Origin of the sequence: Gorillibacterium timonense, from assembly GCF_001457415.1 — a bacterium.
GTDB classification, from domain to species: domain Bacteria; phylum Bacillota; class Bacilli; order Paenibacillales; family NBRC-103111; genus Gorillibacterium; species Gorillibacterium timonense.
On sequence record NZ_LN881722.1, the window covers coordinates 405,231 to 429,746 of the forward strand.

General features: G+C 51.9%; 20 protein-coding genes and 1 riboswitch. Of the genes, 16 read left to right on the forward strand and 4 right to left on the reverse strand.

The window, feature by feature from the left end:
- Nucleotides 1-158 precede the first annotated feature (158 nt).
- Entirely contained in the window at nt 159-1,136 is a 978-nt protein-coding gene (locus BN2684_RS06335; protein WP_058301318.1) for a polysaccharide deacetylase family protein, read from the reverse strand.
- 352 nt (nt 1,137-1,488) lie between these two features.
- Here BN2684_RS06335 and BN2684_RS06340 point away from each other — a divergent pair, with 352 nt between their 5' ends.
- Nucleotides 1,489-2,835: a globin-coupled sensor protein gene (locus BN2684_RS06340; protein WP_058301319.1), complete on the forward strand. Its 1,347-nt coding sequence runs from the start codon at nt 1,489-1,491 to the stop codon at nt 2,833-2,835.
- A gap of 406 nt (nt 2,836-3,241) precedes the next feature.
- Nucleotides 3,242-4,072: a formate/nitrite transporter family protein gene (locus BN2684_RS06345; RefSeq protein ID WP_058301320.1), complete on the forward strand. Its 831-nt coding sequence runs from the start codon at nt 3,242-3,244 to the stop codon at nt 4,070-4,072.
- 90 nt (nt 4,073-4,162) lie between these two features.
- Here BN2684_RS06345 and BN2684_RS06350 read toward each other — a convergent pair whose 3' ends face one another.
- Nucleotides 4,163-4,873 carry a Crp/Fnr family transcriptional regulator gene (locus BN2684_RS06350; RefSeq protein WP_058301596.1) on the reverse strand — a complete coding sequence of 237 codons (711 nt, stop codon included), beginning with the start codon at nt 4,871-4,873 and terminating at the stop codon, nt 4,163-4,165.
- A 214-nt stretch (nt 4,874-5,087) separates the two neighbouring features.
- Here BN2684_RS06350 and mobA point away from each other — a divergent pair, with 214 nt between their 5' ends.
- The 12 genes from mobA (at nt 5,088) to BN2684_RS06410 (ending at nt 18,204) form a co-directional block, all read left to right on the forward strand.
- Nucleotides 5,088-5,720, forward strand: a complete 633-nt coding sequence (gene mobA / locus BN2684_RS06355) for a molybdenum cofactor guanylyltransferase (RefSeq protein WP_058301321.1) — start codon at nt 5,088-5,090, stop codon at nt 5,718-5,720.
- 377 nt (nt 5,721-6,097) lie between these two features.
- Nucleotides 6,098-6,436, forward strand: coding sequence for a hypothetical protein (locus BN2684_RS06360; protein ID WP_148449905.1), 339 nt, complete (start codon nt 6,098-6,100; stop codon nt 6,434-6,436).
- A gap of 432 nt (nt 6,437-6,868) precedes the next feature.
- Nucleotides 6,869-9,133 carry a formate C-acetyltransferase gene (gene pflB, locus BN2684_RS06365; RefSeq protein WP_058301323.1) on the forward strand — a complete coding sequence of 755 codons (2,265 nt, stop codon included), beginning with the start codon at nt 6,869-6,871 and terminating at the stop codon, nt 9,131-9,133.
- 231 nt (nt 9,134-9,364) lie between these two features.
- Nucleotides 9,365-10,222, forward strand: coding sequence for a pyruvate formate-lyase-activating protein (gene pflA / locus BN2684_RS06370; RefSeq protein ID WP_082651795.1), 858 nt, complete (start codon nt 9,365-9,367; stop codon nt 10,220-10,222).
- Nucleotides 10,223-10,483: 261 nt separating this feature from the next.
- Nucleotides 10,484-11,248 (forward strand): sulfite exporter TauE/SafE family protein, encoded by a 765-nt coding sequence (locus tag BN2684_RS06375; protein WP_187385754.1) that lies wholly within the window; start codon nt 10,484-10,486, stop codon nt 11,246-11,248.
- 140 nt (nt 11,249-11,388) lie between these two features.
- Complete coding sequence (locus tag BN2684_RS06380; protein WP_108722166.1) at nt 11,389-11,949, forward strand: glycerol-3-phosphate responsive antiterminator; 561 nt, start codon at nt 11,389-11,391, stop codon at nt 11,947-11,949.
- Between the two features lie 218 nt (nt 11,950-12,167).
- Complete coding sequence (locus BN2684_RS06385; protein WP_058301598.1) at nt 12,168-12,950, forward strand: HAD-IIA family hydrolase; 783 nt, start codon at nt 12,168-12,170, stop codon at nt 12,948-12,950.
- Between the two features lie 106 nt (nt 12,951-13,056).
- Nucleotides 13,057-14,412: an ABC transporter substrate-binding protein gene (locus BN2684_RS06390; RefSeq protein ID WP_392388994.1), complete on the forward strand. Its 1,356-nt coding sequence runs from the start codon at nt 13,057-13,059 to the stop codon at nt 14,410-14,412.
- Nucleotides 14,413-14,572: 160 nt separating this feature from the next.
- Nucleotides 14,573-15,448 carry a carbohydrate ABC transporter permease gene (locus BN2684_RS06395; protein WP_187385758.1) on the forward strand — a complete coding sequence of 292 codons (876 nt, stop codon included), beginning with the start codon at nt 14,573-14,575 and terminating at the stop codon, nt 15,446-15,448.
- Nucleotides 15,449-15,475: 27 nt separating this feature from the next.
- Nucleotides 15,476-16,294 carry a carbohydrate ABC transporter permease gene (locus BN2684_RS06400; protein WP_058301326.1) on the forward strand — a complete coding sequence of 273 codons (819 nt, stop codon included), beginning with the start codon at nt 15,476-15,478 and terminating at the stop codon, nt 16,292-16,294.
- A 16-nt stretch (nt 16,295-16,310) separates the two neighbouring features.
- Nucleotides 16,311-17,276, forward strand: coding sequence for a metallophosphoesterase family protein (locus tag BN2684_RS06405; protein WP_058301327.1), 966 nt, complete (start codon nt 16,311-16,313; stop codon nt 17,274-17,276).
- Between the two features lie 241 nt (nt 17,277-17,517).
- Entirely contained in the window at nt 17,518-18,204 is a 687-nt protein-coding gene (locus BN2684_RS06410) for a metal-dependent hydrolase (protein WP_058301328.1), read from the forward strand.
- Between the two features lie 178 nt (nt 18,205-18,382).
- Here the strand turns inward: BN2684_RS06410 and BN2684_RS06415 are convergent, their stop codons facing one another.
- On the reverse strand, nt 18,383-19,690 hold the full coding sequence (locus tag BN2684_RS06415; protein WP_058301329.1) for a nucleobase:cation symporter-2 family protein: 1,308 nt from the start codon (nt 19,688-19,690) through the stop codon (nt 18,383-18,385).
- 19 nt (nt 19,691-19,709) lie between these two features.
- A complete protein-coding gene (locus BN2684_RS06420; protein ID WP_058301330.1) occupies nt 19,710-20,282 on the reverse strand; it encodes a xanthine phosphoribosyltransferase in 573 nt (190 codons plus the stop codon).
- 308 nt (nt 20,283-20,590) lie between these two features.
- A riboswitch (purine riboswitch) is annotated at nt 20,591-20,692 on the reverse strand.
- Nucleotides 20,693-21,336: 644 nt separating this feature from the next.
- Between BN2684_RS06420 and BN2684_RS06430 the strand changes: the two genes are divergently transcribed.
- Both BN2684_RS06430 and BN2684_RS06435 read left to right on the forward strand, forming a co-directional pair.
- Complete coding sequence (locus BN2684_RS06430; RefSeq protein WP_058301332.1) at nt 21,337-23,163, forward strand: S-layer homology domain-containing protein; 1,827 nt, start codon at nt 21,337-21,339, stop codon at nt 23,161-23,163.
- Nucleotides 23,164-23,579: 416 nt separating this feature from the next.
- Nucleotides 23,580-24,254 (forward strand): uracil-DNA glycosylase, encoded by a 675-nt coding sequence (locus tag BN2684_RS06435; protein ID WP_058301333.1) that lies wholly within the window; start codon nt 23,580-23,582, stop codon nt 24,252-24,254.
- Nucleotides 24,255-24,516 lie beyond the last annotated feature (262 nt).

Consider the following 24,516-nt stretch of genomic DNA (forward strand, 5'->3'; position numbering starts at 1 on the left):
AGATCACTAAGAGCCAAAATCGCCAGGATGGGCAAGATCGCCAGGATGGGGCAAGATCGCCTGGCATCGCACATCGCACATCACCAAATCGCGTAAAAAACAGCCATTCGTTCTTCTCCAAACGAAGAACGATAGCTGTGCGCTTTCATGAGAACCCGTTATTTCGTATACTCACGGATTTTGGCGATCAGATCTTTGCCGCTGATGCTCTTGTAGCCTGCGTTAATGCGGTACACCATATTTCCAGTCGGTCCGTTGAGCCCTCCCTGGATGGTCACGTCCAGCTTATGGCCCAGCTTGGCGGAGATGGTGCGGATGTCCTTGTTGCTGGCTCCATACGGATAAGAGAAGACGTCCGTCTTCGTGCCCAGCTCTTCGCGGATCCGCTTGTCCGCCAGCGCCAGGTCGTCGGTGATTCGCTTGTGGTACTGCTCCACCGTTTCGGCGGGTTTGCCCTTCTCAGCGGGATAGCGGCTGGTGAGGGCGGGGCCGGCATTCGGGATATAGAAATGCTGGTTATAGGTGTGGCTGTAGAAGCTCATGCCGTTTTGGCCCATTTCTCTCATCTGGTCCCAGGTCAAATGCGGATTGCCGCCCGGATTCCCGGTTTCGGTCGATCGGACGATGATGAAGTTGGTGGCGGGAATCTTATTCTTTTTCAGGTAGGGATAAGCCACGGTATAGAAATCCTCATACCCATCGTCGAAGGTTAGGAGAACGGCATTAGCCGGTACCTTGCCCTTGTTCAGCTTGAATGCTTTGAACTCGTCCATCGAGATGAAGTGAAAGCCGTTCTTGGTTAGGGTGGTCAACTGCTCTTGGAAAACCTTCAAGGAGATCGATTTGGCCTTCGGGTCATCCTTGAAATCGTGATACATCAGCACGGCAACCTTGTTGGTATAGGTAACCTTGGCTGTCGAATTGACCGTGGTCGGCTTCCCTTGACCGCTTGCAAAGTAGGCGGGCTCAGCTGTGGGTGAATTCCCAATCGGTACGGTAACCCCAGCGGGGCTCGGTTTTGCGATCTCCGCGGTATGGGCGGGTGTGGGTGGTGTTAAGAAGAATACGAACGCCGCGATGAGCAAAACACCGGCAAGGCAGGTTAGGGAGATGATCCCTTTTTTGTGTATGTTCATGACGAGTCTCCTTCCCGCAATGCGGAAGCGGCCTGCACAGGCTTACTGGATATGAGGGACAAAGGGGAAGCAGGAAGAGAAGCGCGAATGGATAAACATTCCTCCCAATGCCGCCTCTCTATAGACGCTGCAAATGGGTAAAAAGTTTCGCTAGTCAAGAATGTGAAGAGAGGGTATGAAAAAAATGATCGAAATGTGTCGAATCATAGTCTTTTTTAGACAGGAATAACCAAATGGATGTAGAATATGTAGAGTGATCCTTTTGAGGCAGCGCTGAATGTGGATCGGGGAGTGACGATCGTGGCCGCGTGGCTTGGATAGGTGAATGTTTCATTATTTGGGAGGAATGAGTATGAGTAACCCTATCAAGCAGACTTGGCAGGCCATTTGGCAAAGATTCAACCCTGTACGATCATCGGATGCAGCCCCTGCTTCTCTCTTTGCCAATAAAAGCATAGCGGAGGGGAGCATTGATCCCACACTGGATGAAGAGATCCGGGAAAGATTGGACATGATCAAGCTGACGGAAGAAGATATGGCGGTACTCCGGAGAATCAAGCCTCTTATGGAGCCCCATCTGCAGGCCGTCATCGATGACTATTACGATTCGCTCATGAAGATATCCAAGCTGAAGGCGATCATTTATATGCACAGCTCGGTTGAACGGTTGAAAGGAACCATGAGGCGGCATTTGCTGGAGATTCTCGACGGGCACATCGACACGTCCTTCATGGAGAAGCGGCTGCGCATCGCCATGATGCACAACAAGATCGGGCTCGAGCCGAAGTGGTATATGGCCGCTTTCGAGAAGCTTCAGTCCTCCTTTAAGGAGCACCTGGCACAAGAATTGAAGACATCCGTCGATCGCGAACAGGCGACGGAGACCATCTCCAAGATGTTTAACTTCGAGCAGCAGGTCGTCCTGGACGCCTATGAGAAGGAAAATATCCGGGAACGGGAGTCGCAATACGAGAAGGTCAAGGACGAATTGAAAGCCAATTTGGCTATGATCAGCGCGGAATTGGCTGCTTTGACGGAAGAAACGAGCGCGTCCGTAGAGGAGCTCGTCTCCACCAGCAATGAAGTCAATCGCTCGCTGTCGCAGAGCGTCGATCAATCCCAGGAGAGCCGCAGCCTCGCCGCAACGGGGCAAGAGGATCTGCAAGCGCTGGGACAGCGGATATCCTCCATTCGCAAGAGTGCGGATCATATGGAAGAGACCGTTCAGCAGTTGAACCGGTCTTCCGCGCAAATTCATAACATCGTCCTGATCGTGAAAGACATCGCGGATCAGACGAAGCTGCTCTCCCTGAATGCTTCTATCGAAGCCGCAAGGGCCGGAGAGCATGGCCGCGGATTTGCCGTCGTTGCCGGTGAAGTCCAGAAGCTCTCGGACGACACGAAGCAGGCGGTTCAGCAGATCACCGAGCTGGTCGGGCAAACGTCCAAGTATACCGCCAGCGTGGTGAAGGCGATCGGAGATACCCGCGAGCTCGTGACAGCCGGAGAGTCGGAAGCGGTGCGTACGGAACAAGCCTTCGCCGATATCGTTCTCTCGATGGAGAGCAGCCTGCAATCAGCGGCAAGCGTGAAGCAGGATATGGATACGCTCGTGGGAATCATCGAAGAGATTGGGCAGGCTTCCTACCGCGTAGCGACTACGGCAGAAACCCTTAATTCTACAACACAGGACTTTTAATCGAGAACCGGCAGGTTCGAGGCGCGAGCATCGCCTGATCGATTGTGATCGTCATCAGGGTGTAAAAAAGAGCGAGAGCTCTTTTTTTGTGTCCTTGAAAGCGGTTTAAAGAACGGATTCGCAAACACCTGCAAAATATGTGACCAATTTCACTTCTGCATCATTCAGGAGTCCCTATACTAAGACAGGGGTCCGGGGCAGGACGAAAGGAATTTGCTGCGCCCCTCTTTACGATGCAGGGCTCACCCTTAATAATGGAGAAGTGGCTTCACCCGGTTCCGGCGTCATTCAATTATATCCTATGGAAGTGAGAGGTCAGCCTGATTCTGAAAGGCGCAGACGGCAGCGGGAAGGTCATCAACTAAAAAAAGGCGGTCCACCGCCAAAAATTTGGAGATGAAGAGAGATGTACACGGAAGACAATGAACACATTATCGAGTATGCCTTGAAGAAGAAGAAATTCCTCGACAATCACCCGCTTCGGTACCTGATTTCCTCCGGCCTTGCCGGGGCTTATGTGGGCGTTGCGGTTATCCTGATGTTTTCCGTATCGGCCCCGCTCTATGCCGTTCATTCCCCGTTCACTTACCTGATCATGGGGTTGTCCTTCGGCGTTGCGTTGACCTTGGTCGTCTTCGCAGGTGCGGAGCTGTTCACCGGCAACAATATGGCGTTTACCATCAGCACCTATTCCGGGGCGACAACCGTTTGGGACACCGTGAAGAACTGGGTGTGGTGCTGGCTCGGCAACTTCATCGGCGCATTTATCTTCGCGGCTCTCGTCTTCGGCGCCGGTCTGTTTAAAGGCATCGCTCCTGAGCATCAATTGATGGTTCTGGCTGTGAAAAAGATGACTCTCCCCGGCTATGAGCTGTTCTTCCGCGGTATTCTCTGTAACTGGTTGGTATGCTTGGCCATCTGGACGTCCCATAAGGCCAAAAGCGAGTCCGCCAAGCTTATTCTGATCTTCTGGTGTCTCTTCGCCTTCATCTCGTCCGGCTTTGAACACAGCATCGCTAACATGACGACCTTGTCCCTGGCTCTTCTTCTTGATCATCCGGCTAACGTCACGCTTTCCGGCATGTTCCACAACCTGGGCTTTGTCACGCTCGGCAACATTGTCGGCGGTGTGCTGTTTGTCGGTACCGCCTACTGGTTGATCTCGCCGATCCGGAATTACCGGGAGAAGCTCGCAACGGCGGCAGGCAAAACGCACTCCCACTCCCACAAAGGATAATTCCGACGGCAGAGGGATATCCTCAGAATCCAAAAAAGCCTTCTTTCCCGGATGGCGGGAAAGAAGGCTTTTATTGCGAGGAATGATACGCTACACGCGGCATACCTCATTGGGACAAGATTCACAATGGCAGACGGATTGAAGGAATTCTTCATCCCTGACGACGATATATCCATTGTCGTAATCGACGGCGTCCTTTTTGCGGAGGTCGTTCAGCATTCGGTTCACACTTTCCCGGGTGGCTCCGATCATATCGGACAGCTCGGAGTGGGTCAGCTTCTTCGTGATCAGCAGGCCACCGCTATCCGTCTTGCGACCGTAAGTATGCGCGAGCCGGAGCAGGGTGGAGCAGAGTGCTCCCGGCTTGCCGTACATGACCATGTCGCGAAATTTGGCTTGCGTGACCCGGTGAGTCAGGCCCATCCATTTCATGAAGTCGATGGCGAGCTCGCCGTGCTGCCAGATGAGGATCTCAAGATCGCTCAGCTGCAGGATACCGACCGTGCATTCCTCCATGGCGGTTGCGCTGAACGCTTGGCGGGAATTATGGAACGGGTCGATCTGACCGAGCATATCGCCCGATTGATGCATATACAGGATGAGCTCTTTGCCTTCATCGGTGGATTTCGTGATCTTCACGCGTCCAGCTTTCAAATAGAATAATTTGTCGGAGTGATCGCCTTCCCAATAGAGATGGGAGCCAACGGGGAATTTTTGCTCGTACATGATTTCCCGGAGGATGGTTAAATTTTCTTCCGAAAACACGGAGGTATTTCCCGGGAGAACCTGATCGAGGTTCATTTGAGTGTCATTCAATGGATTTTCCCCCTAATGATAGACCATTATTCCATAGTATATCGTAAATTACTGGGAATACTGTGTGAGGAAAGTCATTGACCACTCAGGTTTTTACGGAAAACAATACTGTGATTTAATTTACAGCTTAATGAGATTCGATGCTCGATAATTAAGCTAACTGAGAACGATGATGCCCGGATGGAAGGAGGATTTTCAGATGCTTACAGGTGTAATCCTGGCGGGCGACTCAAACCGCAAAACAGGCGCTCATTCCAAGGCGCTGCTTCCCTTTTGCGGAGAGATCTTGATCCAGCGACAAGTGCGGATGTTGAAGAGCGCGTGCAGAGAAATAATCGTCGTAACCAATGAACCGAAGCTTTATCTACCCATCTTGGGGAACAGCGTTCGGATCATCACCGACTATTTCCCTGGCAAGGGCCAACTCGGAGGCATGCACGCAGCTTTGTCCTTAAGCACCTCCAATCGCCTGTGGGTTGTCGGAAGCGATATGCCCTTCCTCTCAGCCAAGGCCGCAGGCTTGATGCAGAGCCAGATGGAGCCGGACACGGATGCGGTGATTCCGCGCTACGGCAGCGAGAGCCACATGTTGCACGGCATCTACCACAAGCGCTGCCTGATTCATGTATCCGCCGCACTGGACAAGGGACACTACGAGCTTGCCGACCTGGAGGATAACCTGCGGGTGAAGACGGTTGACGAGCTTTTCTTTAAGGGACATGACATTGAGCCGCATTTCGTAACTCGCATCAATACAACAGAAGCATATCATCAAGCGATGCACCTCAATTATCTTCATCATGATCATGAGGAAGCGGCGCGTTGCGTATAATTCGGTTGGATCATAATCGTAAGAAGACTCCCGAGGTAGGGAGTTTTTTTATGGGCAAATTCCGCTGCTGCCGATTCAGGTACTGATTTCCGGTGTGTGTTACTCTGGAGCTCTCATGGATTGTCTTCGATTCGAATCCTCGCCATTCCCCGCACGGGTCCATCGCATGATTGCAGAGACATTTCTCATATCATTTATTTGGAAATGGGAATTATATGGTTATTTAGGCAATGGCATCCTGAAATGACAACGGAAAAGAAGCGATTATCACAGGAGATCGCCGAAATCGTGCACTGAACAAGGCTGATTCCGGAATTTCTTTGGAAATAACAATGAAAGTCACTGTGACCATTTGCACATCAACGGGACGTAAGGTAATGAAGGAAACGGAAGATACCGACGAGGGTGCTCATGAAACAAATGTTGTGTCGGATAAAGACCTGGTACAGGAAGAGGGGGAATCGTCGGGTGGAGTGAATGTACGTGGACAAGATCATGGGGGAGCATCTTTGCGACTGGGTGTCACGATCGGGTGTATGAACAAGATGAGGATCGCCTCTCAAAGACAGCAAACAGAAGCACGAACACACGATGAAACACGAAAGCAAATATCATCAACAGGAAATTATGCGAATCATCACAAAAAAGAGATATTTATCATAGGTTTGGGTATGCAGTCGCCAATAATTTGGGTAAAACTAGATAAAAGAGGGTGAAATCGAGCCTGGGATGAAGCAGATACGGATAGAATAAGCCGCATAATACCGCACCTTTAGGCCCTTCGAATTTTTTCTGAAAATGGTGACGAAAATCACTGTGATTATTTGCACAAAGTTTTAGAATGGAAACATAGATCAACAAGGGGAAACAAAAGAAACACACAATGGCATTTATGAAACAGAGGGGAAATCACTCCCTGCGGATGCCACAGAGGCTCACCCCGAAGCGCCTGCAGATTTTACCGGTACACTTTGGGTGCGGCTGTTGAAAGCTCTCCCCCTTTTGATGGAACCCTAAGACGAGGCGAGGACAGGCCACAGGATCCTTGCGTAAGACCTCCTTCATCCCGTCTTGGAAGTTTTTATATAGCAGCTTTGCAAAGTGGTTCCTCCTGCAGCAGCAGGAAATCTTTTTGGAGGTGCAAGATCATGTCTATTCAAGAAAAAGATGTTATGCAAACCGGAAAAGAACCTTGGAGAGGCTTCCTCAAAGGAAAATGGATGCGGCACATCGATGTCAACGAATTCATCGGCCTCAACATCACCCCTTACTATGGCGATGACGCCTTCCTGGAAGGTCCGACCGCAGTAACGACGGAACTTTGGAAAGAAATCTCCGAGCTCACGAAGAAAGAACGGGAAGCCGGCGGCGTTCTCGACGTAGACGTCAAAAACCCGTCCACCATTCTCTCCCACGGCCCTGGCTATATCGATAAGGACAAGGAACAGATCGTCGGCCTGCAAACCGATGAACCGTTTAAACGTTCGATTCACCCCTTCGGTGGTATCCGGATGGTCGAAACGGCTTGTAAGGCTTACGGATTCGAAGTTCCGCAAGAAGTCATCGACACGTTCACCAACATCCGCAAGACCCATAACCAAGGCGTATTCGATGCCTACACCCCGGAAATGCGCGATGCTCGTAAAGCCGGCGTCATCACCGGTCTGCCGGATGCTTACGGCCGCGGCCGGATCATCGGCGACTATCGTCGGATTGCTCTGTACGGGATCGACCGTCTGATGAAAGAAAAGCAACGCGAGCACGCTCTTCTCGAAGTTGGCACCATGACCGAAGAAATCATTCGCGACCGCGAGGAAATCTCCGAACAGTTCCGCGCCTTGAACGAGCTGAAGAAACTCGGTAAGCTGCACGGCTTCGATATTTCCCAACCGGCTCGCACGGCGAAGGAAGCTGTCCAATGGGTATACTTCGGTTACCTGGCTGCCATTAAGGAACAAGACGGCGCTGCCATGAGCCTCGGCCGCGTATCGTCCTTCCTGGACATCTATGTTCAACGCGATCTGGACGAAGGCACGATCACGGAACAAGAAGCTCAGGAAATCGTCGACCACTTCATCATGAAGCTGCGTATCGTTAAATTCCTGCGTACCCCGGATTACAACGAGCTGTTCAGCGGCGACCCGACTTGGGTAACGGAATCCATCGGCGGGATGTCCCAGAACGGAGAAACTCGCGTAACCAAGAACTCCTTCCGGTTCCTGCACACCCTGTACAACCTGGGCCCGGCTCCGGAACCGAACCTGACGGTGCTCTGGTCCACCCAGCTGCCGGAAGCGTTCAAGAAGTTCTGCGCGAAGGTTTCCATCGAAACGTCTTCCATTCAATATGAAAACGATGATCTGATGCGCCGCTTCTACGGCGACGACTACGGCATCGCTTGCTGCGTATCCGCGATGAGAATCGGGAAGCAAATGCAGTTCTTCGGCGCCCGCGCCAACCTGGCCAAGTCGCTCCTGTATGCCATCAACGGCGGCGTGGACGAAAAGCTCGGCATTCAAGTCGGCCCCCGCTTCCAGTCGGTCACTTCGGAAGTACTGGATTATGAAGATGTCATGTCCAAGTACAAGGAAATGCTCGAATGGCTCGCCGGCCTGTATGTGAACACCTTGAACATCATTCACTTCATGCATGACAAGTACAGCTACGAACGCATTGAATTCGCTCTGCATGACAAGGACTTCCTGCGCACGATGGCTACCGGGATTGCCGGTCTGTCCGTTGCTGCTGACTCCCTGTCCGCTATCAAATATGCGAAGGTTTACCCGATCCGCAACGAAAAAGGAATCGCCGTTGACTTCCGCATCGAAGGTGAATATCCGCAATACGGCAACAACGACGATCGCGTCGACCAAATCGCTGTCGAGCTCGTGGAAATGTTCATGGGCATGATCCGCAAGCACCCGACGTACCGCAACGCTCTGCACACGATGTCGGTCTTGACGATCACGTCGAACGTCGTGTACGGTAAGAAGACCGGGACGACCCCGGACGGCCGTAAAGCCGGCGAACCGTTCGCACCGGGCGCTAACCCGATGCACGGACGTGACAAGAAGGGCGCCCTCGCTTCTCTCGAATCGGTAGCCAAACTGCCGTACGAAGACAGCATGGACGGGATCTCCAATACCTTCTCCATCGTTCCGAAGGCACTTGGCAAAGACCTTGACATGAGAATCGACAACCTGGCTTCCATGCTCGACGGTTACATGTCCAGCGACGGTCACCACCTGAACGTCAACGTGTTCGACCGCGAACAACTGATCGATGCTATGGATCACCCGGAAAATTACCCGCAGCTGACCATCCGTGTATCTGGCTACGCCGTCAACTTCATCAAGCTGACCCGCGAACAACAGCTGGATGTCATCAACCGGACGTTCCACCGCTCGATGTAAGACAGATCGGGTATCGCGTGGGATGAATAAGACGAATTCGCCGGATCGGTCTCGATCCGGCATCGTCTCTCTGATCCCCACGATCCCCACCTGTTAGACTCATTGCCTTTACCTGCTGGGGCCCCTGAAAAAGGAACCGGGAATCTTCCCGTCATTTTTCGAGGCCCCGGATTCATGACCGCCTATACATTCCCTAATCCTTGCGCATGCCGCCTGGAAGGAGACGTGATGATGATGCAAGGCCGTATTCACTCCGTAGAAACCTTTGGTACCGTCGATGGTCCCGGCATCCGTTTTGTGTTGTTCACACAAGGATGCGCTCTGCAATGCCAGTACTGCCACAACCCGGACACGTGGGAGATGAAGGGAGGGCGAAGCGTCACCGTAGATGAAATGCTTGGTGAGATTGAACCCTACCTGTCCTATTACCGCCGCTCCAAGGGCGGACTCACCGTGACCGGCGGCGAACCGACCCTGCAGGCCGGTTTTGTCGAAGCACTCTTCCGGGAGTGCAAACAGCGCTGGAATCTGCACACGACCCTCGATTCTAACGGGTTTTGCGAGCCGGCTCATGTTGCCGGATTAATCGAAGTGACCGACCTTGTCCTGCTCGACCTTAAGCATATCGACCGGGACAAGCACATCGCACTCACCGCCCAGCCCAACGACCGCATGCTGCGTTTTGCCCGTTACTTGTCGGATATCAATAAGAAGGTGTGGATCCGCCACGTCTTCATTCCCGGCATCAACGATGACGAAGAGGATCTGCTGAATCTCGGTCGTTTCATCGGAACCTTGAACAACGTAGAGAAGCTGGAGCTGCTGCCCTATCACACCATGGGAATCTACAAATGGGAGCAGATGGGCAAGGCTTATCCCGGGGCGGACTTCCGATCCCCGACGGACGAGGAGATGGAACGCGCCAACCGGTTGATCCACCAAGGCATCGAGGAAGGCAAGAACGGCAAGCAAGCCCCGTCGGCCATCGCCGCTGGAGCCGATCGCAAGCCGGAGCCTGCTGTCCAAACGGAAACCCAGGTGGACACGAACGCTGCCGCTTTCGAAGGCCACCGGGCTACTCACCGGTAAGACGCAAGAACGCAAACCCAGTCAAGTACCCTCTGCATTTTCAATGCAGGGGGTATTTTTAATTCGCGCGGATAATGCGGCAAAGGGTCATCTCTGGTTCTTGAAGCCCATTTAAAAAAGTTGTCACATTTATTAATAAATCTAATCATTTCGTTACATATATCACACTATGTCAGTTTATACGGGTGTATGATAAGGGAGTTTCATAGATAGAAGTAGAACGCTTATCATTATACATAGCTGCATCGGGGGCGCATCATCGTGGTCGGGCTGTCGTTGGGAATGTTGTTGTTCATTATGGCTGGAGGTTTTGTAGCTGCATTTGTCGATTCGGTTGTAGGCGGCGGTGGGATGATCTCGCTGCCGGTTCTGATGGCGACGGGAATTCCGCCGCATCTCGTTCTCGGTACCAACAAGCTGGCGTCTTCGATGTCGAGCTTAGCCAGCACGCTGTCCTTCCTCAAATCGGGGAGAGTGGACAAGAAGCTGGTGCTGCGATTTGGAGCTTTTTCCGTGATCGGGGGAGCTGTAGGGACTACGGTTCTGCACTGGGTGCCGTCCGGCTTTCTTCGGCCGATGATGATCGTCATGCTGTTCGCGGTCACGATCTTCACGTTGACGCGCAAGCAGATGGGGGACAAGCGTACGTTCACCGGCTTAACCGGAAAAACCACCCTCTGCTTGACAGGAGCCGCGCTTCTGCTCGGCGGGTATGACGGCTTCTTTGGACCGGGTACCGGTTCGTTCCTGATCTTCGTCTTCCTCTTGATCGGATTCGACTTCGTAGGCGCCGCCGGGAACGCCAAAGTGCTCAACCTGTGCAGCGGTCTAGCCAGTCTGACGATGTTCGCCTTCTTTCATTCCATCGATTATCGCATCGGCCTCGCCATGGGCCTCTCGATGGTCTTCGGATCACTTGTGGGAAGCCAGGTCGCTATCCGCAAGGGTACCCGCTTCGTCCGTCCGCTGTTCCTCAGCATGAGCGCTCTGCTCATCGCCAAACAGCTGTGGGATTTCCTGCAATAAGCTGGTGTTGCCCCATTGTAATATGACGCTGCCTTCGGGCGGCGTTTTTAAGTTTTACACAAACGCAGATAAGCGTTTACGCTCGGCAAACCTTCCTTCGGTACACTACTTATAGGAAGAGGCCGAAAGGAGCCGAAACGGTGGGGAGTTTGCAAAATCTGTTGGGGCAAAAACGAATCATTCCGTCCGTCCTAAAGGCCGAGGACTTGAAAATCGCCTGCAAAAGCGAGCTTCCGGTCATTTTTCTGCTGTCGGGGGATTTGTTTACGATCGGGGATTATGTCGCCGAGATAGCCCGGCGGAACAAGCAAGTGTTCATCCACATCGATTTTATCGCTGGCTTCGGCAACGATCCCATCATCGTCAAATACGTGGCGGAGCGGATCAAGCCGGCAGGCATCATCTCGACCAAGGGGCATCTGATCAAGCAAGCGAAGAAGTGCGGACTGTTGGCCATCCAGCGGATCTTTCTGATCGACACGGCGGCGCTGGAGCACGGGTTGAATACGATCCGGCAAAACCAGCCGGATGCGATCGAAGTGATGCCGGGGCTGATCCCCCGGGTGATTCGGGAACTGCGCCAGGAGTTGGATACGCCGATTATCGCGGGCGGGTTGGTCAAGCATCCGGAGGAAGTCGAGGCCGCGTTGAACGCAGGTGCGCTGGCCGTATCGGCGGGGAACAAGGAGCTATGGGCTTGACCGCACTCTTTACGAAATCCCCAAAATAGAGAAACATTCCGAAAACAATCGTATTTTATAGTGAAAGTAGGAAACAACCAATTGAATGATGAGGGTTGAGACGATGAGAAAACCCTTTATGCAATGAACGGGATGTGTGCCGCTTTGATTCGGCGGACTTGTCGTTATTGGATAAAGGGTTATTTGTGTTGTCCGCCGAGAAGGAGTTGAGTCTGGCTTTGCTGCCATCATGGGATTTTGACGCTTATTTCTTTGATCTGGATGGCACGATTTATTTGGAGGATCGACTGCTTCCGGGGGTGGAGCGGACACTGGCGCACTTGCGGAAGGAAGGGAAGCGGGTCATGTTCCTGACGAATACAACGACGCAAACCCGCCGGCAGTGCCGGGAACGGTTGGAGGGGCTGGGGCTTGCGGCGGAGCTGGACGAGATCGTCACCGCTGCCTATCTGTCCGCGATGTATCTTCAGGAAACCGATGCGGCTTCGCTGATTTACGCGGTAGGGGAAACCGCTCTGATGGAAGAGCTGGAGGCGGCGGGGATCCAACTGTCCTGGGACCCGCTGGCCGCCACCCATGTGCTTGTCGGCATGGATCGCGCCTTCGATTACCGGAAGCTCCATGCGGCCATGAAGGCTGTCCGCAACGGGGCGGTGTTGATCGCCGCCAATCCGGACCCGTTCTGTCCGGTCCAGGACGACGTGCTGCCGGATACGTGGTCGATGGTCCGGGCCATCGAGGCCGCGAGCAGCGGACAAGCCGGATTCGTCATCGGCAAGCCCTCGGCCTATTACGCCCGGAAGGTGTTCGAGAAGGTCGGAGTGCCGCCCCATCGCTGCCTGATGGTAGGAGACCGGCTGGAGACGGATATCCTGTTCGGGATTCAAAACGGCGTCTCCACCGCCCTCGTGCTGACGGGTGCGGCCTCTACCCAGGATGTGGATGCCACCGGGATCCGGCCGGATTACACGCTGATCACGCTGGAAGAGCTTTGCCCCTAAAAGGTGCAAGGAATGATGCAACAGCAAGGTATTGTACCGCTTCCCGCTGTTCCCATGACGGAACGCCGAAAGCGCGACAAAATAAAAACGGTTGGGAGAGAACCAAATGAATATGAAGAAAGTAGCGGTGCCGCTGCTGATCGCCGCCATGTTGGCAGGATGCGGGAAGACAAGTGCTCCGGTGGACAGCGCAGCAAGCGTCAAACCGACGGAGACGGCTGCAGGAGAACAAGCAACGAGCAGCGAATCTCCGGCATCCCATGACGAGAAGGTGGAGCTGACCTTCTACTACCCTATCGCGGTAGGAGGCCCCCTGACGGCGACCATTGAAGGAATGGCAGCAGAATTCACCAAGCAGAATCCGAATATCGTCGTCAAGCCCGTTTATACGGGAAGCTACGCCGACACGACGATCAAGGCCCAAGCCGGCGTTCAAGGGAAGAACCCGCCGGATGTAGCTGTGCTGCTCAGTACGGAGCTGTACAGCTTGCTGGACATGGATGCCGTCATCCCGTTGGACGATTATATCGCCCAAGAAGACGGATCGTATCTCTCTGACTTTTATCCGGCGTTCATGGCCAACTCGCAAACGGAAGGGAAGACCTACAGCATTCCGTTCCAACGCAGTACCATCGTGCTTTATTACAACAAGGAGATGTTCAAGGAAGCTGGACTCGATCCGGAAAAGGCGCCGCAAAACTGGGACGAGTTGGCCCAATATGCGACGAAGCTGACCAAAGAGGGCAGATGGGGACTTGAAGTTCCGGTTAGCGGATTCTCTTATTGGATGTTCCAAACGTTCGCTCTGCAAAACGGTAAAAACCTGATGAGCGACGACGGTAAGCAAGTTTTCTTCGATACGCCGGAAAACGTGGAAGCCTTGCAATATTGGATGGATCTGGCCGGCAAGCATAAGGCAACTCCCACCGGTGTTACGGATTGGGCAACCGTTCCTTCCGACTTCATTCAAGGGAAGACGGCCATGATGTACCACACGACGGGGAACTTGACCAACGTCAAGAAGAATGCCAAATTCGATTTCGGCGTATCCTTCCTGCCGCAGAAGAAAACCTTCGGCTCGCCGACAGGCGGCGGCAACTTCTACATTTTCAAGGATATCGACAAAAAGAAGCAGGATGCGGCCTGGAAATTCGTGAAGTTCATGACCGAGACGGAGCGAGCAGCGGCCTGGAGCCGGGATACCGGATATGTCGCCGTACGCAAATCCGCTTACGAGACCGATACGATGAAAGCCTATATCGCCGAATTCCCCGCAGCACAAGTGGCCCGGGATCAACTGGAGGTGGCCGCTGCGGAATTGTCCACCCACAATAACGGCAAAGTGACCAAAGCCCTCAGCGATAATCTGCAGGCCGCTCTGACGGGAAGCCAGGATGCCCAAACGGCTCTGAAGAAGGCCCAGGAAGAAGCGACGGCGGCGCTGGCCCCGTTCAACAAATAATCCGATCAGGCAGGAAAAGGATGCCAGGCGCGGGACGTTTCCGGATATGGACGGAAACCTTACCCGCGCCCGCTCCTTATTCGCTAAGAACAATTTAACAAGAGCGTGGTTGCATACAAGCTCTAGAAGAAGAGGAGATCTCGTGGGTAAAGTTAGGCGCATGGCCTGGATCCGAACGAACGCATTCGCCTGGATGCTGCTTTTACCGTCTCTCGTTTTTTTGGTGCTGTTTACGTACTATCCCATCGTCAATACGATCAAATTAAGCTTCTATCAAGCGGATCTATCGATTCGTGAACCGATCTACGTCGCCCTCGATAATTACAAAACGATGGTGCACGACCCCGTATTCCGCAAGGTGTTCGTCAACAACCTCTGGTTTGCGGCGGGGACGATCCCGGCGGCTCTGGCTCTGGCTCTCGCCATGGCTGTTTTCGCCAACAAGGCGTTGAGAGCAAAAGGCCTGGTGCGCACCGCTTTTTTCTATCCGACCGTCATTCCCATGATCGCCATCGCCAACATCTGGCTGTTCATCTACACGCCCCAGTACGGGCTGCTGGACCGGCTGGCGTCGGTGATCGGCAGCGGGGAGCACAATTATTTGGGCTCGCCCCATTTCGTCATGTGGGCGATGATCGCCATGATCGTCTGGAAGGAAGCCGGGTATTTCATGATCTTCTATTTGGCGGGCATGCAAAACATATCCAAGGAATTGTACGAAGCCGCCGAGACGGACGGGGTGGGGGGCTGGACCATTTTCCGCAAAATCACGTTCCCGCTGCTCCTGCCGACGACGCTGTTCGTCCTGATCGTCGCTTTGACGAATTCCTACAAGCTGGTGGATCATCTGTGGATCATGACCAAGGGTGGTCCGAACAACGCGAGCAATCTGCTGCTTTTTCACATTTACGAAACGGCGTTTAGCTTCTGGGATCAAGGGATGGCCTCCGCTCTGACGGTGGCGATGGTGCTGCTGCTGCTCGTGCTGTCCGCTTTGCAGTTTTTCGGCATGGACAAAAAGATTCACTACCAATAAGATCAAAAAAGCAAGGAGATGCGCAGGATGCTGCATCGAATCAAACGGATATCTCCCCTCCATTTGTTTATGTACCTGATGGCGGTTGTCTGGATGGTCCCGCTGGGCTGGGTGTTGATGACGGCGTTCCGTCCCAAGGATTTGGCCTTGTCGCCGAAGTGGACGTGGCAGTTTACCCTGGATAATTTCTCTACTGTGTGGGCTGCCGCCCCGTTTTCCATTTATTATCGAAATACGATTCTCATCGCCGCCGGAATTTTCCTCATTCAAATGCTCACCTCCACGATGGCGGCGTTCGCCTTTTCTCGGGTGAAGTTCTGGGGCAGCAACTTGATCTTTCTGCTCTTTACCGTTCAGATCATGATCCCCGCGGATGTTCTGATTTTCCCCAACTATATCGTCCTGAGGGACTTTTCGCTTCTCGATACGAAGCTCGGCATCATGATCCCTTATTTCGCTTCTGCGTTCGGCATCTTTTTGCTTCGCCAGACCTTCAAAACGATTCCCTCCGAGCTGGACGAAGCCGCTGTGATGGAAGGCTGCAGCAAATGGAAGATCATGTGGACGATCTATTTCCCTTTGGCGCGCTCCGCCTATGTCGCCTTCGGGCTCGTTTCCGTCAGCTATCATTGGAACAACTTCTTATGGCCGCTGATCGTCACCAACTCGGTGAACAACCGTCCTCTCACCGTCGGGCTTGCCATCTTCGCTCAGTCCTTCGAGACAGGCGCCCAGTGGACGGAGGTCAGCGCGGCTACCTTACTCGTGATCGCACCTCTGCTCATCGGATTCTTCGTATTCCAGAGGCAGTTTATCGATAGTTTTATGCAATCGGGTATCAAATAAGAAAGGGGGAGGACTCATGGACAACACGAGCATGATGATAGCTGATGCGTTTGCCTGGACCGCTTTACGGCCCTGGTTTGGCAGGCTTCCCGAGGAAATGAGCGGGGATTATTCTTTCGTCATCGTTGGCGACCGGACGGGCGGAGCGGTTCACGGTGTGTTTGAACAGGGCATGGAGGCGGCGAAAAGGTTGAATACGGCGTTCCTTCTCACCATCGGCGATCTTGTCGAAGGGTATTGGACGGACGAGGGGGAGGCTCATGAGGAGTGGGAGCGCGTGGACGCTTGTTTAACGGGCGTCGGCATCCCGCTTTTTCAGACGGTGGGCAATCACGATTACGGCACGGAAACGATGCGGAAGGTGTGGCGTGAACGCAAGGGAGCGGATTATTATGCCTTTCGGTTCGGCAAAACGCTGTTCCTCGTAGCCAACACCGAGCCAGAATCGGAGCCTGATGCAGAGGAGCTTGCGTCGGTGCAGCGGGTGAACCGCTACCTCTTGGCAAACCCGCAGCTTTCCTATGAGGAAGCGTACAAGGCGGCGATCCGCGAGGAGTACGATCCGCATTATACGGAGGATGCACTGATTAATCCGCATATCGGAGAAGAGCAGCTCGCATTCTTTGCGGATGTGCTTGAGAAGCATGAAGATGTGGAGTGGACGTTTCTTCTCTTGCACCAGCCTGCCTGGAAGAAGGCCAATCCGGCATTCGAAAGGCTGGAGCAGCTGCTTGCCGACCGCCGGTACACGGTGGTGAGCGGACACATCCATCACCTGGAGGTTACCGAAAGAAACGGAGCGCAGTATATTCAGATGGGCAAAACCGGCGGGCTCAGTTCATTTGAGGGTAAGGGTGATATCCATCATCTGCTGAACGTCAACATGCGGGGCGGCGTTCCGGAGATGGAGGTGATCCTGCTGGAGGGCGAAGGCGGGACCGATCTCTTGAGCCACTATGTGAAAGTGGAATTGATTCCTTGAGCTATTGTGCGAAGGTGGAATCGAAGGGCTGACAATTTCATCTCTGAATACGAAAAAGAGACTGCCGAATGCCCTCCATGAGGCGGATTTCATCCGATCTTCCTTCATCATTGCCGAGGTTCTGTGACCTAACCAGCCTTTCACGCTAGTTTGAGGACGCTTTAGCTTGCGCTCAGGTGGAAAGTTGGGTAAAAAGAAGGGAGAGCATGAGCATTCGAAATCCAAAGGAGGAGTTATCCGCATGGAAATCCGGTTTCATGGCCATTCCTGTATTCAATTGACGGGAGGCGGGCATTCTGTCATCATCGACCCGTTTCTAACGGGGAACAGTCTGGCGACCGTTCAGGCCCAAGACATCGAAGTGGATTGTGTGTTGCTGACTCATGGGCACGGCGATCATATCGGCGACGCTGAGGAGATTGCCCTGCGATGTGGAGCGCAGGTGATTGCAATAGCTGAGCTTGCGGGTTACATCGGCAAAAGCGGGGCGAAGGCTGTAGGGATGAACCTTGGAGGAACTTACCGGACGGAGTTCGCCCGGTTCAAGATGGTACAAGCCTTTCATAGCTCCAGTGTGGAGGGGCCGGATGGACAGCCTATCTACATGGGGATGCCCGCTGGATTCCTGATCGAGATGGAGGATCGGACGATCCTGCATTGCGGCGACACCGCTCTCTTCGGAGACATGAAGCTGATTGGAGAGAGGCACAATATCGACGTGGCGTTCATTCCGATCGGAGACCATTATACGATGGGGCCTGAGGATGCAGCCCTTGCCGCCGAATGGCTGAAGGCCAAGGTGGTCGTACCGATTCATTACAACACGTTCCCGCCTATTCGGCAAAATCCTCTGGATTACCTCGCGCTCCTAGAGGAGCGGGATATCCACGGCAGGATTCTCGAGCCGGGAGAGGTTTTGGTGCTGTAAGTCGGTCTGCATGGTTGACCCAGCTATGAAAAAGCACTCCAGGCCCTGTCGGCTTGGAGCGCTTTTTTATAGAAGAAAGAGTGTGGCGAAGAGGGCAGAAACCACGGTAATTGAGCGGACAGCGTACGGGTACCCTTGCTTGCCTCTCAACGAAAACTGGCGCTGCTTTTCTTTTATGTTAAGCGACATCCTGCGGCTCAGAAGCGCTCTCTGCCGTTTTGCTCCGGCGGGTCATGTTAAACAGAATGTTCAACAGGACAGCGGTGACGCTACCCGCTACAATGCCGCTGTCGGCGAGTACTTGCAGGCGTTCCGGCAGCTTGCCGAAGATTTCCGGCATGACGGAGACCCCCATGCCGATACCGACCGAAATGGCGATGATCAGCAGGTTTTCGTGGTTGCTCAGATCCACATCGCTCAGCATGCGGATACCGGACGACATGACCATGCCGAACAGGGCGATCATCGCTCCGCCAAGAACCGGCGAGGGAATGACGGTCGTAGCGGCCGCAACCTTCGGGAGCAAGCCGAGCAGAACGAGAATGCCTCCCGCCATGATGATGACGTCGCGGGTTTTCACCTTCGTCATTTGGACGAGGCCGACATTTTGCGAAAAGGTGGTGTACGGGAAGGCGTTGAAGATCCCGCCGAGAATGCTGGCGAGCCCTTCCGCCCGGTAGCCCTTGGTCAGATCGGCCGGAGTCATTTCTTTGTCGCAGATTTTGCCGAGAGCGACGAATACACCGGTCGATTCCACGACGCTGACGATGGCGACAAGCGTCATGGTGATGATGGCGGATGGATGGAACTCGGGAGTTCCGAAGTAGAAGGGCTTCACGATGTGAAACCAAGACGCTGCTTCAACCGTGGAGAAGTCCACCTTGCCCATGAAGGCGGCGGCAATCGTGCCTGCGACGAGACCGATCAGAACGGAGATGGAACGCAGGAAGCCGGTGGCAAAGCGGTTGAGCAGGAGGATCAGGATGAGGACGCCGAAGGCCAGCGCCAGGTTGGACAAGGAGCCGAAGGAGTCTCCGGCGTTACTTCCGCCGCCCATGTCTGTGATGGCGACCGGGATGAGGCTGATCCCGATGATCGTGACCACTGACCCGGTGACGACGGGCGGGAAGAAGCGAATGATCTTGCCGAACAGCGGAGCGAGCAGGAATATGACGATGCCCGAGACGATAATGGACCCATAGATCGCGCCCATGCCGAACTTGGAGCCGATCGAGATCATCGGGCCGACGGCGGTGAAGGTACAACCGAGCACGACGGGAAGTCCGATGCCGAAAAATTTATTTTTCCATACCTGCAGCAAGGTAGCCAGCCCGCAGGTGAGCAGGTCGATGGCTACGAGGTAGGCCGTTTGTTCGCCGGTGAGTCCGATGGAGTCGGCTACGATCAAGGGAACGACAACCGCACCGGCGTACATAGCCAGAACATGCTGAAGGCCGAGTGAAAACAGTTTGAACGGGTTACGCATTCTTGCACTCTCCTAGAGATTATTGGGCAAACGTGACGCGGCCATCGGCAAGCGAAGCGATGCGGGCGAGCGATTCCACCCGATAACCGGCTTCCGCCAGCTTGTCCGCTCCGTCCTGGAACGATTTTTCGATGACGATGCCGATGCCGGCAACTTGAGCCCCTGCCTTCTCGACGATGCGAGCGAGACCGAGTGCCGCTTCGCCACGAGCCAGAAAGTCGTCAATGACGAGCACTTGGTCTCCGGGTACAAGGAACTTTTTCGATACGGTGACTTCGTTCGTCTCTTGTTTGGTGAAGGAGTACACCTTTTCGACCAGAATGTCTTCTGTCAAGGTCAGCGATTTCCGCTTGCGGGCGAAGATCAGCGGCACGCCGAGTACGAGAGCCGTCATGACCGCCGGCGCAATGCCGGACGACTCCAGTGTGAGCACCTTGGTGAACGGCACTTCCGCGAAGCGGGCGGCAAACTCTTTGCCGATGGCCATCATGAGCTCCGGATCGACCTGGTGGTTCAGGAACGCATCCACCTTCAGGACTTGATCCGATAAGACGATTCCTTCCTCCGCGATCTTGTTCTTTAGCAATTGCATGTGAATCCCCCTGTTTGTCTGGTTGATGATGCGTAAGAAGAATGAAGCTAATGAATGATGATGCCTGTAATAAGAATGATGACACATGCAGAGCATGCTGATGCGCAAGAAGATTGATGACACAAGCAGAGCATGTTGATGCGTAATAAGATTGTGATGCGCACATATGTGCAGAGCCTACGGATGCGCAAAAAGCATGGATGACTGCGCTGAGCTTACGGATGCGCAAAAAGACCGCCTCCCCTGTACGGAGAATGCGGTCTGTCGGGTGCGCGGCAATACGTTCCCAGCTCGTGCGAAGCACTAAAGGGTAGGCGTCCGGCACTCGTAGTCCGATCATTTCCGGTGATCAGGTAGAGACTTGCGGGCCATATTCCCGCTATTATACGAGCGATATGTGATTGTTCCGGCTCGCGCCGTTCGTTGGCGAATCGGTGCCGTCAGGTAAGTCGACTTGCGTGCTGCGTGCGGCTTCCACTGCGCGATGTGGCGACGCAGGGTGGTAGTTGACACATGCAGCCCTTCCATGGCATGGGAGTATTATAGCTTAGCTTTCGTTTTCTGAAAAGAGCTTTTGGATGGAAGGAAGAAACTGTTCGAACATTGTCGAATTTTGGCGATAATGACTGCGGGTGTGGAGTCAAAGTATGGGGGGACGACGAATGCATGAAGCGGATTCATTAGCTGAATGAAGTCGTATAAGGCTCAATAGATAATAATAGCTCTCTGAGGTGTGTGATGAGGGAATCTAAAGCATGACGAATTGGGCGAGGGAAGCGGAACAGAGGTGCAAAAATGAAAAAGCAACATTTTTTAACATTATTAGGATGTACCTGAAAACTTATTATAACGTGTTGCGATCGCGCGGAATTGCAATTCCATTCGAATTCGAACCTGAGGTGTGTTCGGCTCAGGCGATCTATCTCTTTGTAGAGCAGCAAGCCCTTTTTTGTCTGTTATAAGGAGGTACTTTGGAAATTCTGGATAAATTATATCCTTAATTTGGTTTGTGTAGTATTATAAAACTAATGACCATCCAGAAAAGAGGCATATTATGAAGAAAAAACTATTAAATGGATTAGCTTTACTGTCATTGTGCGCTTGTATATTGTTTCCAGGAGGTGCATCGGCTGCAGCTCTGCAAGTTCCCCTAAAAGATATGCAAACGCATTATTGGAGTGCAACTTTACAAAGTGAACTTCAACCAATAGAATCAACTTGGTTGTGGAACGAACCACGTGCTGATAGGAATATTGAATATTGGGGGACAGGGTATTGGGCCGATGGTTTGACAATTTATAAGCCTGCGAATTTTTTGCTTTATGAAAACGGGGATTTATTGTTGTCTACAGATAAAAGTTTCAGTGAAAACAGCTTTTCTAAAGTTATGAGCAATGTAAAGTCAATATCACAAATCACAGTTCCTTTCTACAAATCGCGAGAAATCACGGAGATAAGATATAATTCCAGAAGTCAATATAGCCTTGGTAAGGATCGTGATTCGATTTATACTGTGAACTTATCGACTATCCTTACTAACGATGGTGAGTTGTATATTATGGGAAGCCCTAGTGATATTCCATATACAAACAAAAACTTAACTATCGAAAATTTAAATGTAATATCAGAGACTGACACCAGTTATAAAAAGGATATTCTAATGACGACATCCATAGAAATGCTATTCCCATTTACCTATCAAGCAAATCCTAATACACCAATCAAGATCGCTGACAATATTGATTACATTGATCCATCCTACTACTATGTTGAGACGCTATATGGCAACGGTGTACATAGAGGTTCAACAGGAGATGAAACTGGAGAAAAAGGATTTTTCATTGATAAACTGGGCAATACCTACCTTGGATTTCCAGGGCAGACCGACTCCAATACTTTAGCAAATCAAAATCTAGTAAATTATAGCCCCTACGATAACATTATGTTATTAGAAGATGGTACACTTTACCGCAATAACGGCAAAGTAAGTAGTAATATCAAGGATTTTACACCTTACTTATATTTATTAAATGATGGAACTCTCTATGATTACGAGCATAAACTAATTGATCGAGATGTGAAGGCTATTTATGAATCTTTGTATTTTGATAATGGAGAACTCTATTTGTATGATCATGATTATTATATCAAATCTGATGATAGTCTTTGGGGTGGCAATGGGGATGGTTACAAAAAGCTAATGGATGATGTCTCTGCTATTTTCCAAGTATATGCAGTAAGAACGAATGGTGATGCTTTCACAATCGAAAAAAGTGAAAATGGATCACTCTTACCGAGGAAAATAATGAATGGAAATGGGTTATCACCAAAACCAGCAGCCAAGGTACATGAAGGAAAAATATTCAAGGATGCCTCCAACTGGGCACTTGTTGATTTACGTTCAGCTAGAACATCTGGACTTACACTTCCAGTTCAAGATTTAAGTTATAATAAGGCAATAACACGTGAAAAATTTTGTGAAATTGCTGTTAAACTCTATGAGAAATTAGCTCAAAAGTCAGCACCTTCATCAAGTAAGAATACTTTCGAGGATACTAGCAATCCTGAAATACTGAAAGCCTATGAATTAGGCATTGTGAAGGGTACTTCAAAAACGACTTTCTCTCCACAAGCTAATATTACACGTGAAGAAGTAGCAACCATGTTAAAACGTACTGTGGATAAGGCAGGGAAATCATTACAAAAAGGCAGTGCTAAGAATTTCTCCGACCATGCTCAAATCTCTAGTTGGGCTAAGGATGCTGTGAGCGCAATGTCTGCCGCGAATATTGTGAAGGGGCTGAGTGAAACTACATTTGCCCCAAAACAGAATACGACGATTGAGCAGGCTGTTATTATGGCGAATCGACTAGTGAAGTAACTTATAGTCCGACTTAAGAACGAATACAATAGGATTTCAATGAAATATCATAAACGAGAAGCTGCGTGATATCAGCTTCTTTTTTGTATTGCAGTGTCACTACTAAAACATAATACCCCGAAATTATCAAAATAATTATTGATGAAGACATAATCGAAAATGTTGCATAATGTACATCATTTTCAACCGGTTCCCTTGTGTTTATCGGAAAATCCTGTATTTATTGCACAATTTCCGAACTACGAACCTTCATTTCTAAGAAAATGATGCCTTTTTATGCAACATTTATATGAAGAGGGCTCAGCTTGATCTCTAAAGTGAATTCCGCCTGAACGTCTTAGTATCCGATTATTCTTGTGCTAGAATGAGAGAAATAGAGTGTCAGCAAAATGACAATGATTGAAGGAAGGATAGACATGACGATTTTGCGCAACGACTGGTCCGGTCCGCTTAAAGGAGAGTTCGATAAGCCGTATTACCGGGAGCTGCGGACTTTTTTGGCAGAGGAATACCGGACAGGAACCATCTTCCCGGATATGTACGATATCTTCAACAGCCTGCACACTACCCCGCTTCACAAAGTGAAGGCGGTGATCCTGGGGCAGGACCCTTATCATGGGCCGGGGCAGGCTCACGGGCTCAGCTTCTCCGTCAAGCCGGGCGTTCCGGTACCGCCGTCTCTCCGCAATATGTTGCAGGAGCTTCATGAGGATCTCGGCTGCCGCATCCCCAACCACGGCCACCTGACACATTGGGCGCAGCAAGGGGTGCTTCTGCTCAACACGGTGCTCACGGTCCGTTCCGGTGAAGCAAACTCGCACAAGGGCAAAGGCTGGGAGGCTTTCACGGACAAAGTGATCCAAACCGTCAATACGCTGGATCGTCCGGTTGTTTTCCTCCTGTGGGGAAGCCCAGCGCAGAGCAAGCTGCCGATGATTGACGCCTCGAGGCATGGAGTTATCCGCTCCCCGCATCCAAGTCCGCTGTCCGCGCATCGCGGCTTCTTTGGCAGCCGCCCGTACTCGCGCACCAATCAATTTCTCCGCGAGAACGGCCAAGAGCCGATCGACTGGCAATTGCCGCAGCTGTAATAAGAGAGTTATCAGCTAACGTGGGGAAATGCCCCCTGACGTGAGGTAAATCCTATCCTTACACCTCCAAAAGAGTGAATTCTGTCGTACGATGGAATTTCTTCTCTTGGGGGTGTTTTTCGTTGGCAGTCCGATTGGACTATCTTTCTCATAAATGAGGCTTTTAGAATAGTCTATCATTCAAACCTCTTTCCTGGCAGAAGGGACCTTTTCCTTATTCGAATCAGGAGTTTGGTTTTCAATTCACTTGGAAAACAGTGAA

What these genes read in the sequence shown, in the direction of transcription:
- BN2684_RS06335 (WP_058301318.1), bottom strand. Translation starts at nt 1,136, where the DNA reads ATGAACATACACAAAAAAGGGATCATCTCCCTAACCTGCCTTGCCGGT.
- BN2684_RS06340 (WP_058301319.1), top strand. Translation starts at nt 1,489, where the DNA reads ATGAGTAACCCTATCAAGCAGACTTGGCAGGCCATTTGGCAAAGATTC.
- BN2684_RS06345 (WP_058301320.1), top strand. Translation starts at nt 3,242, where the DNA reads ATGTACACGGAAGACAATGAACACATTATCGAGTATGCCTTGAAGAAG.
- BN2684_RS06350 (WP_058301596.1), bottom strand. Translation starts at nt 4,873, where the DNA reads ATGAACCTCGATCAGGTTCTCCCGGGAAATACCTCCGTGTTTTCGGAA.
- mobA (WP_058301321.1), top strand. Translation starts at nt 5,088, where the DNA reads ATGCTTACAGGTGTAATCCTGGCGGGCGACTCAAACCGCAAAACAGGC.
- BN2684_RS06360 (WP_148449905.1), top strand. Translation starts at nt 6,098, where the DNA reads ATGAAGGAAACGGAAGATACCGACGAGGGTGCTCATGAAACAAATGTT.
- pflB (WP_058301323.1), top strand. Translation starts at nt 6,869, where the DNA reads ATGTCTATTCAAGAAAAAGATGTTATGCAAACCGGAAAAGAACCTTGG.
- pflA (WP_082651795.1), top strand. Translation starts at nt 9,365, where the DNA reads ATGATGCAAGGCCGTATTCACTCCGTAGAAACCTTTGGTACCGTCGAT.
- BN2684_RS06390 (WP_392388994.1), top strand. Translation starts at nt 13,057, where the DNA reads ATGAATATGAAGAAAGTAGCGGTGCCGCTGCTGATCGCCGCCATGTTG.
- BN2684_RS06395 (WP_187385758.1), top strand. Translation starts at nt 14,573, where the DNA reads ATGGCCTGGATCCGAACGAACGCATTCGCCTGGATGCTGCTTTTACCG.
- BN2684_RS06400 (WP_058301326.1), top strand. Translation starts at nt 15,476, where the DNA reads ATGCTGCATCGAATCAAACGGATATCTCCCCTCCATTTGTTTATGTAC.
- BN2684_RS06405 (WP_058301327.1), top strand. Translation starts at nt 16,311, where the DNA reads ATGGACAACACGAGCATGATGATAGCTGATGCGTTTGCCTGGACCGCT.
- BN2684_RS06410 (WP_058301328.1), top strand. Translation starts at nt 17,518, where the DNA reads ATGGAAATCCGGTTTCATGGCCATTCCTGTATTCAATTGACGGGAGGC.
- BN2684_RS06415 (WP_058301329.1), bottom strand. Translation starts at nt 19,690, where the DNA reads ATGCGTAACCCGTTCAAACTGTTTTCACTCGGCCTTCAGCATGTTCTG.
- BN2684_RS06420 (WP_058301330.1), bottom strand. Translation starts at nt 20,282, where the DNA reads ATGCAATTGCTAAAGAACAAGATCGCGGAGGAAGGAATCGTCTTATCG.
- BN2684_RS06430 (WP_058301332.1), top strand. Translation starts at nt 21,337, where the DNA reads ATGAAGAAAAAACTATTAAATGGATTAGCTTTACTGTCATTGTGCGCT.
- BN2684_RS06435 (WP_058301333.1), top strand. Translation starts at nt 23,580, where the DNA reads ATGACGATTTTGCGCAACGACTGGTCCGGTCCGCTTAAAGGAGAGTTC.